The following is a 14750-nucleotide window of genomic DNA, read 5'->3' as shown; positions in this document are numbered from 1 at the left end:
TTTGTGCGCTAAAAGGATGTGCCGGGAGGACTTATGCAGACAGGCATGTATGCGATTAGCGAGATGGCGAGCTTGTTTAACGTTTCGCGCCAAACGCTCATCTACTACGACAAGATCGGTCTGTTTAAACCCGCCGTGGTTAACGAAAAGGGCTACCGTTTCTATTCGCCTACGCAGATCCCGCTCATGCGTCTGATTTGCATGCTTCGCGACCTGGGGCTCGAACTCGACGAGATTGACCGCCTGACCTCGACGTTCGACATTGGCGAGATGACCGATCACCTGCGCTCGCGGGTGCAGGCGCTCGATGAACGGATCGCCGGGCTCAAAGCCGAGCGCGCGAGTGTGCAGGAGCGTCTGAGCTTTTACGACGAGGCGGTTTACTGGCGCGAGCGCGAGGGCAAGCCGGAGCTCAAACAGTTTGAGCGCCGCTACGTGGTCTTTGAGGAGTTCCCGGGCGATATCGAGCGCGGTCGCTCGATGCTTCACCCCACGCTCATGCGGGCAATCCTGCGCATGCGCACGTTGACGGGCACGCGCCCCATGCGCGGTTGGGGCGCCATGCTGCGTCGCGAGGCGCTGCATTCCGACGATCCCATCGCCGGCGCTGGCTCCTTTGCCGTGCTGCCGCGCGGTGCCGAGGAGCTGCTGCCGAGCGACGCTGCCGAGCTGGCAGAGATCGGCATCGAAGTGCTGCCCGAGGGCACATGCCTGTGCATGAGCCGCTGGGGCATGCCGTACGAGCCCGAAGGCATCCGCGTCATTGTGGCCTGCATGGACGAGCACGCGCTCCAGCCCGTTGGCAACGCCTTCGACTTTTGCTACCTCGATACCACGAGCTACGACGAGTCCCACCAAGAGGACTTCTGCTGTATCCAAATCCCCGTCGCCCTTCAGATGTGACAAGGGGACAGTCCCTTTGTCACATCCGAATAGCATCGCAAGCTTGTTTTGAAGCGGAGGAGGGTCGCTCATTTCTTATAAACTTGCAAAATCTGCAAGTTTATAAGTTTTCACGTCTGGCCGTGTGACAAAGGGACAGTCCCTTTGTCACATTCCGTGCGAGCGGGCGTGTCATATGGGGGTATAAGGCTAGCAAGTGTTTATTTGCGAGGCTTAAGGGGCGCCCCGTATGGATATCGATAACTTTGAATGGTGGTATAGCGAGGGCGAGGCTCCGGACGAGGAGTGGGACGAGCCCGCTCCGTGTGACGTGTCGAGCGACGAGGACGAGGCCGGCAATGATGTCGGTGTCGAGCCTGAAGCCGCCTCCGATGCCGCCGAACCCCTAACCTTTGAACAGGCTTGGGCCCAGGCCGAGGCCGACGAGGCAAAGGCCGATGCCACGGCCACGCTGGGTGAGCCAGCCGACATGTCCATCTCGCCGGCCAAGACCCCGCAGCCGCGCCATAACATCGACCCCGGCAGCACGGCATCCTTCAGCATACTCGACGTGCCCGCGCAGGGTGCCCAGGCGCCCGCCCCCACGCATCGCCCCAACCTGGCTCGCGAGGAAGACGCGGCCCGCCGCTCACCACTCGGCCCCATCCTTATCGCCTTTATGGCCGGCGTTATCGCATGCTCGGCAATTGGAAACGTCTGGAGCCATGTTGAACAACAGCGAAAAGACGCCGCCAAGGTCGAGATGTCCGTCGAGCAATCGCTCAGCCGCACGCGCTCGGTGCATGTGTCGGTCGAGGTTAAGGACGGCGCGACGTGGGATACCGCGCGCGGCGATAGCCAAATGCTCGTCCATATCGTGGGCCGCACGCTCAGGGGACAAGCAATCGACGAGTATCAATACGTCAATTCCGAAGGTGACGGTATCGAGCTCAAGCCCGGCGACTACGAGCTCACGGTTGATGAGCCGCCCGTCGCCACCGACGGCACGCGTTACCGCGCCTCAAAGCGCATGGTTCCGGTGAGTTTTAATTCACGGGCGCCCGATACGGTCGATAGCACGCCGCAGGGCGGGTTTGACCTTTACGCTATTGCTCAATAACTGCGCCTGACGCTCAACCCCGCCGCCAAGAGTGGGACAATAGCCCTCGATACTGTTGTTTATTTTTGGAGGAAGTAGCATGTCCACCGTCACTACCATCAAGCGCGGCGGCCTCACCGCGGCCATCGATTCCATGGGTGCCCAGCTCACGAGCCTTGCCCTCAACGGCAACGAGTATCTGTGGCAGGGCGACCCGGTCTTTTGGGGCAAGCACGCGCCCATTCTGTTCCCCATCGTGGGCTCACTGCGCAACAACACGGCAACATCTGCGGCTGGCACCTGCGAGATGCCGCGCCACGGCCTCGCGCGCATCGTCGAGCACAAGCTGGTCGAGGTCTCCGAGGACGGCTCGTCCGTCACCTACGAGATCACCGACACGCCCGAGTCGCTCAAGGCTTTCCCCTTCCACTTTAAGCTCAGCATGACCTATGCCCTAACCGGCGACGCCACGCTCACGCAGACCTTTGCCGTTACGAACACCGGCGACGTGGACCTGCCGTTCTCGGTGGGCGGCCACCCTGCATTTAACGTGCCCGCCCCCGGTGCCGAGGACGAGACGTTCGAGGATTACGAGCTGGCGTTTACCGAGGCTTGGACCAACGAGGCCCCCATCATCACGCCCGATGGCCTCATGACGTTTGAGGGTAGCTACAAGGCCCCCGATAACTCTGACGTGCTGCCCATCACGCACCGTAGCTTCGATAACGACGCCATCATGTTCACCGATACCCCGGGCTCCACGCTCACGCTGCGCGGTCGCAAGTCGGGCCACGGCGTCAAGATCGACTTTGAGGGCTTTAAGTACATCGGCGTGTGGTCTGCCGCCAACGACGCCCCGTTTGTGGCGCTTGAGCCTTGGTCCGGCCACACCACCATGGACACCGAGGACGACGTCTTTGAGCACAAGGTCAACACCATTGCGCTGGCGCCGGGCGAGACAGACGTCCGCAGCTTTAGCGTCACCTTGCTCTAGAGGTTCCGCCGTTCTAGCGAACGGCGGACCGGTCGACGCTGCGCCCTTAGGTTCCGCCGTTCTGACGAACGGCGGGCCGGTCGACGCTGCGCGCCACCCAGAGCGACAATTTGCCATTCAAAAGGCACGGCATGACCAGAAGGTCTATGCCCTGCCTTTTTCATGCCAACTTGTTCGCTCTGGGCGGCGCTCGCTGGCATTGCCAAAACATCGACGTTCCCAATGACTACCGTGTGTCTATTAATTTTTCGAGCTTGTGCTGCGCTGCTGGTCGCTGGCGTATATCCTGTTAAGTCGTCAGCATACGATTCAACAGGGAAGGCAGATTATGCATTCTCCCCATCAACGCGACGCGCATCCACAGCTGGTGTTCAGCCGTCGCATCTTTTTGGGTAGCGCTCTCGCTGCGAGTGCTTCCGTTGTCGCCGGCGCGCTTGCCGGCTGCCAGCGTCCGTCCACGCTCAAGGTGGTTCAGCCCACGACGGGCGGCGGTCGCGACGACCTGTCCGATTCCGTGATCGGCAAGGACAAGATCCGTATCGGCATGGAGGCGGCCTACGCCCCGTACAACTGGCAGGTCTCCGAGGCCAGCGAGTACACCATTCCCATCGACAACGTGCAGGGAGCCTACGCCGATGGCTACGACGTGCAGATCGCCAAGATCGTCTGCAAGGCCCTCGGCGGCGAGCCCGTCGCCGTCAAGCAGAGCTTTTCGGGCCTTATTGACTCGCTCAACAACGGCCAGATCGACCTCATCATCGCCGGCATGAGCGCCACGCCCGAGCGTGAGGAGTCCGTCGGCTTTTCCGACCCGTACTTTATCGGCTACTTTGGCCTGTTCGTAAAAGAGGGCTCGCCCTACCAAAACGCGACCAAGCTCAGCGACTTTAGCGGCGCCACGGTGCTCGGCCAAAAGGACACCATGCTCGACACTGTCATTGACGAGATCCCGGGCGTTGTGCACAAAAACCCGGTCGACTCCGTCCCCACGGTGTTCTCGAACCTGCTGCAGGGCACGTGCGACGCCGTGACCTACAACACTGAGAACGAGAAGGGCTATATGGCCCAAAACCCGGGTATCGTGCCGATTCAATTTGCCGAGGGCGAGGGTTTCAAGCAGGAGGTCACGGCAAACGTCGGCTGCCGCAAGGGCTCGGACAAGCTGCTTAAACTCATCGACAAGACACTCAAGGGCATTAGCCAAGAGGAGCGCGACCAAATGTGGGACGCGTGCCTCGACCGTCAGCCGGCATAGGGAGGCAGCATGAAAACCATCAATCGCCTGGCCTCCTTTATCAAGGCAGACCACCGTTATGTATACCTGGGCACGAGCGTTATCGCGGCGCTCGGCCTGGCGTTTAGCCAGCGCAACCCCACGCCGCTGAGCTTCTTGGCGCCTACGGGCGTGTTCCAAGACTGCCTCTGGGCAATCCTTTGGGCCTGGCTCGTCGTGTCGGCGGCGGCGCTCGTCACCAAACTCATGCACTGGAATGACTATCGCGAAACGTCGCCGTTTGCTTCCGAGCGCTTTCGTCGCAGCGCGCGCCAGGGCAGCTATGTCGTGGTCGCCATTGCGGCGATCTTCTTTATCGACCGTTGCGTCATGTCGTTTATCGACCTGGTGCGGGTGAGCATTGTCTCGGACTCCAACCCCAGCGACTTTTTGTCGAGTCTGGTCTACATGACCTACAAGAGCGGGGACTTCTTTATCCGCGGTATCGAGATCACCATCGCGCTTGCGACCTTCGGCACCGTCATCGCCTTTTTCCTGGCGCTGCTCTTTGTGTTCCTGCGCATTCAGACCTTCGACCGTGTGGACAACGATCTCACGCGCTTCTTCAAGAGCATCGGCCGCGGCTTTGCGACCATCTACTCCACCATCGTGCGCGGCACGCCCATGATGGTCCAGGGCCTGCTCATCTATTACGCGGGCTTCACCGTTTTGCGCGGCATGGGCTTCGAAACCGCCCAGGCCAACCAGATCTGGAGTACCTTCACCGCCGGCCTTGTCACCATCTCGCTCAACTCCACCGCCTACATGATGGAAGTTTTGCGTGGCGGCATCGAGTCCATCGACCCCGGTCAAGCCGAGGCGGCGCGCTCGCTGGGTCTGTCGCAGTGGCAGGCCATGCGCAAGGTCGTGTTCCCCCAGGGTATTAAAAACGCGATCCCCGCACTCACCAACGAGCTCATCATCAACATCAAGGACTCGTCGGTGCTCTCGGTCATTGGCGTGTTTGACCTCATGTACGCCACCACCACTGTCGCCGGCGTGTACTACCGCCAGATGGAGGTCTACTGCGTGGCGCTCGTGGTTTACCTGATCCTGACGCTCGTGGCGAGCCGCCTGCTCGAGGCCTTTGGCAAAAAGCTCGGCGCCGAGGCCCCGGCAACGCTGCCCAGCTCCAACTAGGCGCAAGACGAGGAGAATCATCATGGCAGATACCACTACCACCGGCGCTGTGGCCGCCGCACAAACTAAAGAGCCGCTCATCCGCGTCGAGGGCCTGCGCAAGAGCTTCGGTTCGCTCGAGGTGCTCAGGGGCATCGACCTCGCTGTCAATCCCGGTGAGGTCGTTACCATCATCGGCGCCTCGGGCTCGGGCAAGTCGACCTTCCTGCGCTGCCTCAACCTGCTCGAGACCCCGGACGCGGGCCACATCTGGTTCCACGGCCAGGATCTTACGGCCGAGCGCTGCAATATCAATAAACTTCGTGAGGACATCGGCATGGTGTTCCAGGGCTTTAACCTGTTCAACAACATGGATGTGCTCGACAACTGCACGCTCGCGCCCGTCACGCTCAAAAAGATGAGCAAGGCCGAGGCCGAGAAGGTCGCAATGGAGCATCTGACGAGCGTGGGGCTCGAAAAGTTCGCGCACGCCGCCGTGGGTCGCCTGTCCGGTGGCCAAAAGCAGCGCGTGGCCATCGCCCGCGCCCTGTGCATGAGTCCGCAGATCATGCTGTTCGACGAGCCGACTTCGGCACTCGACCCCGAGATCGTGGGCGAGGTGCTCGAGGTCATGCGCAAGCTCGCCGCCGACGGCATGACCATGGTCGTCGTCACGCACGAGATGGCCTTTGCCCGCACGGTGTCCGACCGCGTGGTCTTTATGGACAAGGGCGTGGTGCTCGAGGATGCCGCGCCGGCCGAGCTCTTCGGCAACCCCAAACACCAGCGCACTCGTGAGTTCCTCTCTCGCTATCTCGAGGACAAATAACCGACCGCAAACGCTTACGTTGCAGGGCCGCTCCCGTGGGGCGGCCTTTGTCGTCACAATCGAAAGGATGTCATGGCCGAGGTTTGGCGCTTCTTTGCGCATGAGGACGATTTTGCCGATATAGACGAGGTCAGCGCGTGCGAGCGCTTGGGCCGCGTGCTGTCGTTTCCGACCATTTCGAGCATGGATGCCGAGGCGGTGGACTGGCAGCCCTTCGACGACCTGCGCGCCTATATGCAGCAGGCCTGGCCGCGCGTGTTTGCGGCGGGCGAGGTCGAGCTTATCGACCACTCGCTGTTGGTGACGCTTGTCGGCTCCGACCCTGCTCTCAATCCCGTTATGCTCATGGGCCACATGGACGTGGTCCCCGTGGTGCCGGGTACCGAGGCCGACTGGACGCACGCCCCCTTTAGCGGGCACGTGGACGACACCTACATTTGGGGCCGCGGCGCTATCGACATGAAGGATCAGGTCGCAGGCATTCTCGAGGCGGTTGAGTATGCATTGGCGCACGGTTGGGAGCACAAGCGTTCGCTGTTGCTCGCCTTTGGCCAGGACGAGGAAACCACGCAGTACGGCGCTGGAGCTATCGGCCGCGTGCTCGAGGAGCGCGGTGTTGAGCTCGAGTTCCTGATCGACGAGGGCGACTACCGCATCGTTCCGGCTGCCGAGTACGGCGCGGGCGAGGGCTGGCTTATGCATGCCGACCTGGCCGAAAAGGGCTATGCCGATATCGTGCTCAAGACGAAGAGCGCGGGCGGGCATTCGTCTAACCCCTACGGCGGCACGTCGCTCGAGGTGCTCAGCCGTGCCATCGCCGCAATCTGCGATATCGAGTGGCCGACGCGCGTGACCGATCTGCTTGCCGCGCAGCTTGTCGAGCTGGGGCTCTACACGGCGGATGAGATTGCCGCCAACGGGGGCGCCATTGTCCGCGATTGCCTCGCCAGCAAGAAGCTCTATCCGCTGGTGACGACCACCTGCGCGCCCACGCAGATCGAGGGAGGCAGCGCCGGCGCCAACGTGATGCCGCAGGATATGTGGGCCAACATTAACTTCCGCATGCTCGAGGGCACGAGCGTGGCCGACGTTGTGGCGCGCTGCCGTGAGGCGGTTGCCGGGGCGGACCTTGCCGGTCGTGTCGAAGTGGAGCTGGGCCCCGGCAGCTCCGAGCCCTCGCCGTCCCCGCGCATCGGTGGTCCCGGCCTCGAGGCGGTTCGCTCCATCGCCGCCCGCTATTTCTGCGATCCAAAGGGGACGGAGGAAAACGGATCATCCGAGCCGTTGGCGATTGTCCCCTCGACCGTGATCGGCGCGACCGACGCTGCCAACTACCAGCACATTTGCTCCGAATGCATTCGTTTTTCGGCGTTTGTGGTCGACGATGACGAGTGCGACCGCGGCGTCCACGGCACCAACGAGCGCATCACCCGCCGCGCCTACCTCCAGGGTGTTCGCTTCCTCATCGCCCTGCTCCATACGCTCTAGAATCCGACAAAGGGACTCTCCCTTTGTCGGATTCCGTGCGGGTTGTATGCAGGTTTGCCTGCGCACGCTATCATGTATGGGTTAGACCGCAACTATGTACCCCCATACGCGAAGGGATGCGCATGTATCTGAAGATCGACATGTTCTAGCCGGGCTTTACCCCCGCAGCGGCGCCCCGCGCCCCATCAATTCTGCCGATTTTCACCTTCACGCATATAAAAGGAGTCCGTCATGCGCGACAAGCTCGAAAAGATCATCAAGGCCTACGAGGAGCTCGAGAAGAAGCTTTCCGACCCAGCCGTCGCCTCCGATATCAAGGAGTTCACGCGTCTCAACAAGGAGTACGCGCACCAGTCCGACCTCATCGCTGCCTCGCGCGAGTACATCGGCGCGCTCGATGACATCGAGGCTGCCAAGGAAATGCTCCACGATACTACCGATGCCGATGAGAAGGAGATGCTCCAGATGGACATCTCCGAAAACGAGGCCAAGCTTCCCCAGCTCGAGGAAGACATCAAGTACATGCTCATCCCGAGCGACCCCAACGACGACAAGAACACCATCGTCGAGATTCGCTCCGCCGCCGGTGGCGACGAGGCGGCCATCTTCGCCGGCGACCTGTACAAGATGTATCAGCGCTTCTGCGAGTCGCGCGGCTGGAAGACCACCGTGCTCGACTCCAGCCCCAGCGAGGCCGGCGGCTTTAAGTCCATCGAGTTCAAGGTCGAGGGCGACCGCGTCTACTCCGTCATGAAGTTCGAGTCCGGCGTGCACCGCGTCCAGCGCGTTCCCAAGACCGAGTCCCAGGGTCGCATCCAGACCTCCACGGCAACCGTCGCCGTGCTTCCCGAGGCCGAGGAGATCGACGTTCAGATCAACCAGTCCGACCTGCGCATCGATACCTACTGTGCCTCCGGCCCTGGCGGTCAGTGCGTTAACACCACCTACTCCGCCGTGCGCATCACCCACCTGCCCACCAACACCGTGGTGCAGTCGCAGGAACAGCGCTCCCAGATCCAGAACCGCGAAGTCTGCATGCAGATGCTGCGTGCCCGTCTGTACGAGATGGAGCTCGAGAAGCAGCAGGCAGAGCTCGGTGCCGAGCGCCAGAGCCAGATCGGCCACGGCAACCGTTCCGAGAAGATCCGTACCTACAACCAGCCCCAGGACCGCGTGACCGATCACCGCATCGGTTTCAACTCCACCTACAACGGCGTCCTTCTGGGCGATCAGCTCGGCACCGTCATCGAGGCGCTCGCCGCCGCCGAGCGAGCCGAGAAGCTGGCACAGGCAGTCTAAGTTCCGCCGTTCTACCGAACGGCGGACCAGCCGACGCTGTGCGCCGTCCAGAGCGACAATTTGTCATTCAAAAGGCAAGGCATGACCAGAAGGTCTATGCCTTGCCTTTTTCATGCCAACTTGTTCGCTCTGGACGTCGCTCGCTGACATTGCCAAATCATTGGCGTTTCCTTGGTTGTCAAATGATCCGTAGGGAGTCATTGGTGACATTGCCTTGATATTTTATTTAGTCGGCTGTGATGTCATTTGAGCTGCTTACCTGCTTAAGGTAATTGACGGCATAAGTCCGCTATCGAAAATATTGCTCAAAATATCGTTCAAGAAGTCGCGGAGCGATTTTTGATGGGTCGCGCGTCAAGTGATTTGGCAAGTTCTTGGTTAGATATTGGTCAGTTTTGGGGCAACCTTGCCAAAAGCTTGACGGATGCAGATTTAGACGTCGACGAATGAACACTCTAGGCAGGCTCCAAGCAAAATTCTGGGCTGATTCTCGATAATCGCCTTCAATCGTCCCTTGCCAAGCGCTGGCCTCGCTTACAATCTGCTCCGACATTCGCGCGCCGCCCGGCGCTTAAGAGGGGAGGGCCCCATGGCAAACGAGATCTGGACCATCAAGCGTTGTCTCGAGTGGACCAAGGAGTACCTGGCCGAGCGCGGCGAGGAGCATCCCCGTCTTTCCGCCGAGTGGCTGCTGTGCGCCGCCACGGGCCTGGCGCGCATTGACCTATATATGCGTATGGACGAGACGCTTAACGCGGCCCAGCTCGAGACCATGCATGCGGCCGTCGTTCGTCGCGCCAAAGGCGAGCCGCTGCAGTACATCACCGGCAGCACGCAGTTTCGCATGATTGACGTCGCGTGCGCTCCCGGTGTGCTCATTCCGCGCCCCGAAACCGAGATGCTCGTCGAGGAAGTCCTCAATTATCTGGATGCCGAGGTGCTGAGCCCCGAGGCTGCTGCCCGTCAGCGTGTTGAGCTGCCTTGGAACGATGAGGTCGAGGAGGCACGCAAGGCCGAGGCCGCGCTGGCAGACGAACGGGCGACTGCCGAGCGCCGTGCCACTAATCTGGCGGCTGCCGATGAGGCGGCGCTAGGCGGCGACGTACTGGGCAGCCGTGCCTATGCCGAGGAACTGGCCGATCGCGAGGCCGAGGAAGCCGCCGCGCAGGCAGCAGAAGCCGAAGCCGCGGAAGCCGCCGAGTCCGAGCTCGACGAATACGGCGTCGCCATCGAGGGTGCCGACCAGGAGACGGTTTCAGCTCAGGATGCCGCTGCGCCTGCCCCAGCCGAGCCCCGCACTGCCCGCGTTCTCGAGGTCGGCTGCGGCACGGGCTGCATTTCGCTCTCCCTTGCCTGGGAGCGCCGCGGCCACGTTACCTGCACCGCCACCGATATCGAGTCGCGCGCCATCGATCTGGCCACCAAAAACCGCGACACCCTCGGCCTCACGGCAGATGAGGTTGCCTTTAGCCTCACCAACCTGGTGAGTTCCATTCCCCGCGAAGAGTGGGGCACCTTTGATGTGCTCGTCTCCAACCCACCTTACATCCCGACCGACGTCATGCGCTCGCTGCCGCACGAGGTCAAGGACTTTGAGCCCGACCTGGCGCTCGAGGGCGGCGCCGACGGCCTCGATATCTTCCGCCGCCTGCTCAACGCGGCACCTTACATGCTGCGCGCCGGCGGCCTGTTTGCCTGCGAGCTCTACGAGGGTACCCTCGATGCCGCGGCCGAGCTCTGTCGCCAGGCAGGCCTTTCGGACGTGCGTATCGTCCATGACCTTACCGATCGCCCCCGCATCGTCCGAGCCATCGTCACCGAGCCCAAGCAGCGCCAGTAATATTTATTAACTGGTTAGCAAAAATTATAAATTAGTTTATAATTAGGACGGCTGAAAGAGGTCGGCCCATGCAACCTCCTACCTTTCGGGAAATCATTGCCCTACTCAAGCACGATGGATTCGTGAAGGTCGCGCAAGTCGGTAGTCATGCTAAGTATGTTTCTGGTGACCGTGTTGTCACCGTGAACGGCTCTGGTGGTGATCGACCAAAGAAGGGCACGTGGGCAAGTATTCGTCGCCAAGCTGGATGGTAGTTGGAGGCAAAATGAGGCAGCGATTTACCTATGACTGCGTTCTCATAAAAGAAGACGACGGTTACTGCGCTAGCTTCCCGCAGATTCCCGGCGCCTTTGCCGATGGCGATACGCGCGAAGAAGCGATTGCCCATGCTACCGAGGCACTGATGGCGTTTTTGGCCGACGACCTCAACAACGGTTTGACTCCGGCAGGGTACGAACGCTCGGCCGAGGTCGTGGCCCTTTCAGTCGAAATCGACCACGAGGACGCTCGGGAAGCGGCGTGCCGAACATTTAAAGACGCAGCGCTGGACCTCAAAGTCTCCGCTCCGCGGATTACCGCGCTGGTCAAAGCCGGAAAGCTCGATGTTGAACTCGTCGACGGCCGTCGGATGATAACGATAGACAGCATCGAGCGCTACGCCGCCCAAGAACGCCACGCCGGCAGGCCAAAGAAGTTCGTAGCCGTCCAATAACCCCCTCACTTTCACCGACTACTAGAGCCGCTCACCAAACCAACATGCGCTCTGGGCAAATAGGTTGAACGTTTCGTGCGAGAATGCCCCACAGTAAACAAACTTGCACCAGAGCGTAAGGGGCTGGCATACACATGCAGACGGTCTATCGGGTATACGAGGGAACGCGCGAGCCGCATCGGCTTGCCGTCGAGCGCACGGCCGAGGTGCTCGGCCGCGGCGGCCTGGCTTTGATCCCGACCGAGACCGTCTACGGTGTCGCCGTGGCAGTCAACGCCTTCTCGGACGCCGTGCCCCAAGATACAAGCGAATTCCCATCGTGGCCGCGCGATCCGCAGGCTGCCGTCAATGGCGCCGCAGTTCCTGCGCTCGGCACCGGCTATCGCCGTATCTTCACTCTCAAGCAACGTGAACTCACGCAAACCGTCGCTTGGCTGGTCGATGGCGTCGAAGCACTCGACCACTATGGCGTGGATATCCCGGAAGATGCCCGCATACTCGCGCGACGATGCTGGCCGGGAGCCCTGACTATCGTGGTCAAGGCAGCCCCCTGCGTGCCGACCTTTATGCGCGCTGCCGACGACACGGTGGCACTTCGCGCTTCGGCCTCGCCCGTGGTGCAGGCGCTCATTCGCGCCTGTGGCAGCCCCCTTGCCTGCACCAGCGCCAACACGCATGGCGCGCCCGCGCCGGCAAGTTTTATCACGGTGGAGGGTCGCATCCTGGAGGGGGTCGATGTTGCCGTCGACGCCGGTGAGACCCCGTGTCGCGACGCCTCGACCATCGTGTCGTTTCAGCACGGCGAGCTCCAGCTCCTGCGCCAAGGCGCACTTCCCGCATCAGAGATCGAACGGGTCCTGTCCGACCCGATGCAATAGAAAGGTTTAAGCGATGTCGTTGAATCTGGGCAGCCTGGGCATGGAAGATGCCTCGTTTGACTTTGGCGGTTCCTACATCATGGCGCTCGACTGCGGCACCACCTCGGTACTTGCGACCATCGTCGACGAGTACGGATGCATCGTCGCGCAGGCACGTCGCAGCGTCAAAACCAGCTTCCCGCGTCCCGGCTGGGTGGAGCAAGACCCCATGGCGGTCCTTGCTAGCCAGATCGCCGTCATGATGGAAGTCCAGTTTAAGAGCGGTATCCACTCCGACCGCATTGCTGCCATCGGCATCTCCAACCAGCGCGAGACCACGGTGGTCTGGGATCGCGTGAGCGGTCAGCCGATCTATAACGCTATCATATGGCAGTGCCGCCGTACCGCACCTCTGATCGACGAGCTTGTCGAGCAGGGCGCAGAAGGGCTGGTGCGCTCCCGCACGGGACTCACGCTCGACCCGTATTTCTCGGCCTCCAAGGTGCAGTGGATTCTCGACAACGTCGACGGCGCACGCGAAAGCGCGGCGGCGGGCGACCTCATGTTTGGCACCATCGACACCTGGCTCATCTACAACCTCACCGGCGGCCAGGTCTTTGCCACCGACTACACCAATGCCAGCCGCACGGCACTCTTTAATATCCATACGCTCGATTGGGACGACGACCTGCTGGCACTCTTTGACGTTCCACGTTCCATGATGCCCGAGGTTCGCTGGAGCTCGGGCGACTACGGCCGCGTCGCGAGCGACATCATGACCAACATGCCGCCCATCATGGGCGTGGCGGGTGACCAACAGGCGTCGCTGTTCGGCCACTGCTGTTTCCGTCCCGGCCAGACCAAAAACACCTATGGCACGGGTTGCTTTATGCTCATGAACACCGGCGACGAGATCGTCGAATCCAAGAACGGCCTGGTCTCCACCATCGGTATCGCTGCGGACGGCAAAGTCAGCTATGCGCTCGAGGGCTCTATTTTTGCCGCCGGCTCAACGATGAACTGGCTTCGCAACAACATGGGCATCATCTCGAGCGTGAGCGAGTCGGCACAACTCGCCGCTTCGATTAGCGACAACGAGGGCTGCTACTTCGTTCCGGCCTTTGCGGGTTTGGGTGCTCCCTGGTGGGACCCGCATGCTCGCGGTATCGTGTGCGGTCTGACCGGCGCCTCGAGCCGTGCGACCATCGTACGTGCCGCCTGCGAATCCATGGCATATCAGAGCTACGACGTGCTGCGCGCCATGGAGCAGGACGTGGGGCTTTCGATTGAGCGCCTGTCTGTCGATGGCGGTGCCTCGCGCAACGAGTTCATCATGCAATTCCAGGCCGACCTGCTGGATATCCCCGTGCTGCAATGCGAGACGGTGGAGACCACGGCAATCGGTGCCGCGTACTTGGCGGGTCTTGCCGTCGGCTATTGGGAAGACCTGGAAGAGCTGGAGCAAAATGCCCAGATCGTTAGGACCTTCCTTCCCCACATGTCCGCCGAGCGCCGCGAGCAAAACCTTGCGGGCTGGCGTGATGCAGTCAGGCGCTCGCTCAACACCTCACAGTAGGGCTGCGATGGGCTGCTCGATACAACAAACCGCTAAACTAATGCATGGCGTGCGGCGGCAACATTGCTGCACACCTTGTCAGCAAGGCCGTTTTGCGGCCGCAACGAAAGGGGCAATCAATCCATGACCGTCACCTACGATGCGTCCCGTGTGACGCTTGTCGATCACCCGCTCGTCCAGCACAAGCTGTCGATCCTGCGCGACAAAAACACCGGCACCAACCAGTTCCGTCAGCTCGTGCGCGAACTCGCGCTTTTTGACGGCTACGAGGCCATGCGCGACCTGCCTATGGAAGACGTCGAGGTCGAGACCCCCATCACTACCGCCACGTTCAAACAGCTTGCCGGCAAGAAACTCGCCATCGTGCCCATCCTGCGTGCGGGCCTTGGCATGGTCGACGGCATCCTCGACCTGGTGCCCTCCGCTCGCGTGGGCCACATCGGCATGGAACGCGACGAGGTCACCCACGAGCCGCACGAGTATTACTGCAAGATGCCCAAGGATATCGACCAGCGCATCTGCCTGGTCGTCGACCCCATGCTTGCCACGGGCGGTTCGGCCGAGATGGCCATCAGCTACCTGCGCGAGCGCGGTGTCAAGGACATCCGCATGCTGTGCATCGTCGCGGCCCCCGAGGGCCTCAAGTCGCTGACCGAGAAGGATCCCGATGTGCATATCTATACCTGCGCCATCGACGACCATCTCAACGAGGCTGCCTACATCGTTCCCGGCCTGGGCGACGCCGGCGACCGCATCTACGGCACGCTCTAGTCGTCGGGCTA

Annotated in this window: 14 protein-coding genes; all 14 read left to right on the top strand. The window is 61.4% G+C overall.

The window, feature by feature from the left end:
- Positions 1 to 33 precede the first annotated feature (33 nt).
- The 14 genes from DW796_RS03830 (at position 34) to upp (ending at position 14739) form a co-directional block, all read left to right on the top strand.
- Complete coding sequence (locus DW796_RS03830) at positions 34 to 903, top strand: MerR family transcriptional regulator (protein WP_118094302.1); 870 nt, start codon at positions 34 to 36, stop codon at positions 901 to 903.
- Between the two features lie 229 nt (positions 904 to 1132).
- Positions 1133 to 2002, top strand: coding sequence for a hypothetical protein (locus DW796_RS03825; RefSeq protein WP_118094301.1), 870 nt, complete (start codon positions 1133 to 1135; stop codon positions 2000 to 2002).
- 79 nt (positions 2003 to 2081) lie between these two features.
- Positions 2082 to 2975, top strand: a complete 894-nt coding sequence (locus tag DW796_RS03820) for an aldose 1-epimerase family protein (RefSeq protein ID WP_118094300.1) — start codon at positions 2082 to 2084, stop codon at positions 2973 to 2975.
- A 328-nt stretch (positions 2976 to 3303) separates the two neighbouring features.
- Positions 3304 to 4230 (top strand): transporter substrate-binding domain-containing protein, encoded by a 927-nt coding sequence (locus DW796_RS03815; protein ID WP_118094299.1) that lies wholly within the window; start codon positions 3304 to 3306, stop codon positions 4228 to 4230.
- Positions 4231 to 4239: 9 nt separating this feature from the next.
- On the top strand, positions 4240 to 5388 hold the full coding sequence (locus tag DW796_RS03810; protein ID WP_118094298.1) for an amino acid ABC transporter permease: 1149 nt from the start codon (positions 4240 to 4242) through the stop codon (positions 5386 to 5388).
- A 22-nt stretch (positions 5389 to 5410) separates the two neighbouring features.
- Positions 5411 to 6196, top strand: a complete 786-nt coding sequence (locus tag DW796_RS03805) for an amino acid ABC transporter ATP-binding protein (protein WP_118094297.1) — start codon at positions 5411 to 5413, stop codon at positions 6194 to 6196.
- A gap of 72 nt (positions 6197 to 6268) precedes the next feature.
- Entirely contained in the window at positions 6269 to 7684 is a 1416-nt protein-coding gene (locus DW796_RS03800; RefSeq protein ID WP_089573109.1) for a M20/M25/M40 family metallo-hydrolase, read from the top strand.
- Positions 7685 to 7915: 231 nt separating this feature from the next.
- Positions 7916 to 8983: a peptide chain release factor 1 gene (gene prfA / locus DW796_RS03795; RefSeq protein ID WP_055252487.1), complete on the top strand. Its 1068-nt coding sequence runs from the start codon at positions 7916 to 7918 to the stop codon at positions 8981 to 8983.
- A gap of 589 nt (positions 8984 to 9572) precedes the next feature.
- A complete protein-coding gene (locus DW796_RS03790; RefSeq protein WP_118094296.1) occupies positions 9573 to 10823 on the top strand; it encodes a HemK/PrmC family methyltransferase in 1251 nt (416 codons plus the stop codon).
- A 68-nt stretch (positions 10824 to 10891) separates the two neighbouring features.
- Positions 10892 to 11077 carry a type II toxin-antitoxin system HicA family toxin gene (locus DW796_RS10790; protein WP_089573106.1) on the top strand — a complete coding sequence of 62 codons (186 nt, stop codon included), beginning with the start codon at positions 10892 to 10894 and terminating at the stop codon, positions 11075 to 11077.
- An 11-nt stretch (positions 11078 to 11088) separates the two neighbouring features.
- Complete coding sequence (locus DW796_RS03780; protein WP_118260181.1) at positions 11089 to 11535, top strand: type II toxin-antitoxin system HicB family antitoxin; 447 nt, start codon at positions 11089 to 11091, stop codon at positions 11533 to 11535.
- 134 nt (positions 11536 to 11669) lie between these two features.
- Positions 11670 to 12413 carry an L-threonylcarbamoyladenylate synthase gene (locus tag DW796_RS03775; protein ID WP_118094295.1) on the top strand — a complete coding sequence of 248 codons (744 nt, stop codon included), beginning with the start codon at positions 11670 to 11672 and terminating at the stop codon, positions 12411 to 12413.
- A 13-nt stretch (positions 12414 to 12426) separates the two neighbouring features.
- Positions 12427 to 13968, top strand: coding sequence for a glycerol kinase GlpK (glpK, locus tag DW796_RS03770; protein WP_118094294.1), 1542 nt, complete (start codon positions 12427 to 12429; stop codon positions 13966 to 13968).
- A gap of 123 nt (positions 13969 to 14091) precedes the next feature.
- Positions 14092 to 14739 carry a uracil phosphoribosyltransferase gene (gene upp, locus DW796_RS03765; protein ID WP_040359658.1) on the top strand — a complete coding sequence of 216 codons (648 nt, stop codon included), beginning with the start codon at positions 14092 to 14094 and terminating at the stop codon, positions 14737 to 14739.
- Positions 14740 to 14750: the final 11 nt, after the last annotated feature.

The sequence above is a fragment of the Collinsella sp. AM31-2AC genome, assembly GCF_003469285.1.
In the GTDB taxonomy this organism is placed as follows: Bacteria; Actinomycetota; Coriobacteriia; order Coriobacteriales; family Coriobacteriaceae; genus Collinsella; species Collinsella aerofaciens_AT.
The sequence above is the reverse complement of the archived record's forward strand: the minus strand, read 5'-3'. Positions and strand labels throughout refer to the sequence as shown.

Excerpts from the sequence above, each read along its gene's own strand:
- DW796_RS03830 (WP_118094302.1), top strand. The coding sequence starts at position 34 with ATGCAGACAGGCATGTATGCGATTAGCGAGATGGCGAGCTTGTTTAAC.
- DW796_RS03825 (WP_118094301.1), top strand. The coding sequence starts at position 1,133 with ATGGATATCGATAACTTTGAATGGTGGTATAGCGAGGGCGAGGCTCCG.
- DW796_RS03820 (WP_118094300.1), top strand. The coding sequence starts at position 2,082 with ATGTCCACCGTCACTACCATCAAGCGCGGCGGCCTCACCGCGGCCATC.
- DW796_RS03815 (WP_118094299.1), top strand. The coding sequence starts at position 3,304 with ATGCATTCTCCCCATCAACGCGACGCGCATCCACAGCTGGTGTTCAGC.
- DW796_RS03810 (WP_118094298.1), top strand. The coding sequence starts at position 4,240 with ATGAAAACCATCAATCGCCTGGCCTCCTTTATCAAGGCAGACCACCGT.
- DW796_RS03805 (WP_118094297.1), top strand. The coding sequence starts at position 5,411 with ATGGCAGATACCACTACCACCGGCGCTGTGGCCGCCGCACAAACTAAA.
- DW796_RS03800 (WP_089573109.1), top strand. The coding sequence starts at position 6,269 with ATGGCCGAGGTTTGGCGCTTCTTTGCGCATGAGGACGATTTTGCCGAT.
- prfA (WP_055252487.1), top strand. The coding sequence starts at position 7,916 with ATGCGCGACAAGCTCGAAAAGATCATCAAGGCCTACGAGGAGCTCGAG.
- DW796_RS03790 (WP_118094296.1), top strand. The coding sequence starts at position 9,573 with ATGGCAAACGAGATCTGGACCATCAAGCGTTGTCTCGAGTGGACCAAG.
- DW796_RS10790 (WP_089573106.1), top strand. The coding sequence starts at position 10,892 with ATGCAACCTCCTACCTTTCGGGAAATCATTGCCCTACTCAAGCACGAT.
- DW796_RS03780 (WP_118260181.1), top strand. The coding sequence starts at position 11,089 with ATGAGGCAGCGATTTACCTATGACTGCGTTCTCATAAAAGAAGACGAC.
- DW796_RS03775 (WP_118094295.1), top strand. The coding sequence starts at position 11,670 with ATGCAGACGGTCTATCGGGTATACGAGGGAACGCGCGAGCCGCATCGG.
- glpK (WP_118094294.1), top strand. The coding sequence starts at position 12,427 with ATGTCGTTGAATCTGGGCAGCCTGGGCATGGAAGATGCCTCGTTTGAC.
- upp (WP_040359658.1), top strand. The coding sequence starts at position 14,092 with ATGACCGTCACCTACGATGCGTCCCGTGTGACGCTTGTCGATCACCCG.